Annotated in this window: 3 protein-coding genes; all 3 read left to right on the top strand. The window is 38.5% G+C overall.

What is annotated here, in order from left to right:
- The first annotated feature begins 124 nt into the window (after positions 1-124).
- The 3 genes from QQZ16_RS01740 (at position 125) to QQZ16_RS01730 (ending at position 2848) form a co-directional block, all read left to right on the top strand.
- Positions 125-655: a DUF6431 domain-containing protein gene (locus QQZ16_RS01740; RefSeq protein ID WP_035416525.1), complete on the top strand. Its 531-nt coding sequence runs from the start codon at positions 125-127 to the stop codon at positions 653-655.
- Positions 656-789: 134 nt separating this feature from the next.
- Positions 790-2052: a DDE-type integrase/transposase/recombinase gene (locus QQZ16_RS01735; RefSeq protein ID WP_031538279.1), complete on the top strand. Its 1263-nt coding sequence runs from the start codon at positions 790-792 to the stop codon at positions 2050-2052.
- Entirely contained in the window at positions 2045-2848 is an 804-nt protein-coding gene (locus tag QQZ16_RS01730; protein WP_047944128.1) for an ExeA family protein, read from the top strand. Before QQZ16_RS01735 ends, QQZ16_RS01730 begins: the two co-directional genes overlap by 8 nt.
- The last annotated feature ends 400 nt before the right edge of the window (positions 2849-3248 follow it).

Raw genomic sequence — 3248 nt, 5'->3', positions numbered from 1 at the left:
TGTAAACTGTCACTTTATATCCTCTCAAATACCGTTGGAATTTTCAAATTCCTTCAGAATTGTTTATATACTTCTCTGGAATAATGTGCTAAATTTTTTGCATATTAGAAGGGGGAGTTTTTTTATGATCAAATTTCATGATTTTGGTATTAGCCTAGTGGAGTATGGGGAAAGAGGAAAAAAGAATGAATTTCCATTGTTTGATCAATGCCCAAACTGCAAATGTCATTCCCATGGGAATCTTCATCGTAACGGCTATTACTGGCGTTATGGAATAACTGATGAGACAACCGTACGGATCCCAATTTGTCGCCTAAGATGTTTACAATGTGAAGTGAATATCTCTATTCTTCCGGACTTTCTCATCCCGTATTTTCAACATACTATTCATACAGTTTTAGAACGAGTGAAGAAAATTCTTCAAAGGAAAAAAGCAAAAGGCAGCCGCCAATTAGTCAGGTTTTATCTAAATCGTTTCTTAACATGTATAAATTGGATTCATAGCTTCTTTATCAGCTTGGGGAAGATAAGTGGCATGTCGGAGGATATAAATAGCGAAGCCACAAAATATATGAAAATGATCCTTGATTTTGGCGAATCACCCTTCTTACGAAGGTCACGGGGTCACTTATCAAAATACTTTATGGCAAATTAATTCTATCATATTTAGGCGACTTTAAAAATATTCTTTGTCCCACATACCTTTTTCATAGTCAGAAAATATCGAAAAAAGTAGAATAATAACCATGGATGACCGGTCGTCCTTCTATGAAAAAGGAGGAAGATTCCATGAATGAAAAAGAGCGTGAACAAGTGGCCCTATTTCGGTATGGCCTAATAGCCCCCCTATTGAATGGGCAAGTTGATTCGAAGGAATATTTAAATGGAATGGAGGGAAAGGTTCATTCTGTCCCCCATTATGGAGAAAGGAAAATTGCAGAGAAAACAATGAAAGAGTGGCTTCTTCATTATCGAAGAAATGGATTTGAAGCATTAAAGCCCAAGAAGCGCTTGGATCGAGGGAATTCTCGAAGACTATCCCCTGATGACCAAGATCTTGTCCTTGAAATACGAAAAAAATCTCCCCATATGCCGGTTAGTGTTTTCTACGAACAACTAATCGAGCGTGGAGAGATACAAAAAAACCAAATATCTTACTCTACTATAATTCGATTATTAAAAAAACACAACCTTGTAGGAAAACAAATGGTGGCGATACCAGAAAGAAAACGGTTCGCTCACGAAAAGGTGAATGTGTTGTGGCAGGCTGATTTATCCCATGGACCTTATGTACCCGTTAATGGAAAAAAGACAAAGACATTTTTAATTGCCTATATTGATGACTGTTCTCGTCTTGTGCCGTATGCACAGTTCTTCTCGTCAGAGAAGTTTGATGGATTAAGAGTAGTCACGAAAGAGGCTTTAATTCGCAGAGGGAAACCTACCATCATTTATGCGGACAACGGTAAGATCTATCGATCTGAAACGCTTCAATATGCTTGTGCCCAACTCGGAATTACTTTAGCTCACACGCAGCCGTATGATCCCCGTGCAAAAGGGAAGGTAGAAAGGTTGTTTAAAACGATTCAAACACGGTTTTATCCGTTATTACAAGCCGATCCAGCTCATTCACTAGAAGAGTTAAATGAACGATTCTGGAGCTGGTTAGAGAAAGATTATCACCGAAGAGTTCATGCCTCTTTAGAGGGTAAAACGCCCCATGAAGTGTTTCAATCTCAACTAAAGGATATAACATTTTTGGAGGATTTGTCTATTCTTGAGACCATCTTCTTGAAACGAGAACACCGGAAAGTAAAGGCTGATGGGACGATTACGTTAAATAAAGAGCTCTACGAAGTACCTTCCCGTTTTATCGGTCATTCTATCGATGTGAGACTAGACGAAAATGGTGTCTATATCTTTGAGGATGATAAGAAAGTCGCTGAAGCAATTCCTGTATCCATGAAGGATAATGCGCATGTAAAACGGGCTCGCTCGCCATTTTCATTATCTCAAACAGCTGAAGTGAAAGGGGAACAAGACCATGTATAAATCCTTTTACTCTTTAGCTCAAGCACCATTTTCGAAAGATATACGCCCTTCGGATGCGTTTCCTTCCACTGATTATCAAGGGGCTTTAAACGCATTAAATTATTTACAGAAATCGAAGGGAATGGGTCTTCTTATTGGGGATCCTGGCGCAGGAAAAACGTTTACCTTACGGTCTTTTAAGGAGTCATTAAACCCTTCTTTATATCACGTAGTCTATTTTCCCCTTTCAACTGGTGGTGTAATGGATTTTTACCGTGGGTTAGTATATGGCTTAGGGGAGGAACCGAAGTTCCGTAAAGTCGATCTCTTTAGGCAAATTCAACAAGGCATTGAGCGAATGGCAGGGGAACGTAAGATCACACCTGTTTTCATTTTAGATGAAATGCATATGGCAAAAGATGCTTTTTTGCAGGATATAGCACTATTATTTAACTTTCATATGGACTCAACCAATCCATTTATCCTAGTTTTAGCTGGCTTACCACATTTAAAGACTCGATTAGCATTAAATCATCATCGTCCACTATCACAGAGAATGATTATGAAATATGAGATTCAGCCATTATCCAGAGAGGAAGTTTCCCATTATATTCATCATCATATGAAGTTAGCAGGAGCGAAGATGACCATCTTTACAGAAACCGCGGTAGAAGCTATCGCATCACGGTCTCAAGGTTGGCCACGGGTTATTAATACATTAACGATTAACAGTTTATTATTTGGCTCTCAACTAAAGAAAGAACTGATTGATGAGGAAATTGTCAGGTTAGCTATAGAGGATAATGGCTTATCATGAGGCGTGGAATATTAGTATTTGACCACCATCTTCAAGAATGGAGAGTATGGTTAGGACATCAGCCCCACTGGATAGACCAGGGTTATGCATTTGAGATACGGGTCCAAAACAGGTATCTCCATGCATACTTGGAGAAAGATTTTGATTGGTTCGTAACTCTGGAACACGAAGTAAGGTTTGTACTCCACACTTACGAGGTGTACAAAATTCGAATAAAAAAACAGGATTATATGCCAGTTGATGCCCCTTTTTAGGGGTTTTCTTTTCCTGAATTTAAGACGGAATAATTTGAACAAGATTTTGCACATTCCGAAATAAAGTGAAAAAAATAGCACATTATTTCAGATTTCCTCCCGGATTAATGTGGAAAAGAGTATCTGAAATATTGTGCTCGTTTACA

The organism is Bacillus sp. T2.9-1, assembly GCF_950097965.1.
In the GTDB taxonomy this organism is placed as follows: Bacteria; Bacillota; Bacilli; order Bacillales; family Cytobacillaceae; genus Niallia; species Niallia hominis.
Note: the sequence above shows the minus strand (reverse complement) of the source record. Positions and strands in the feature narration are given on the sequence as shown.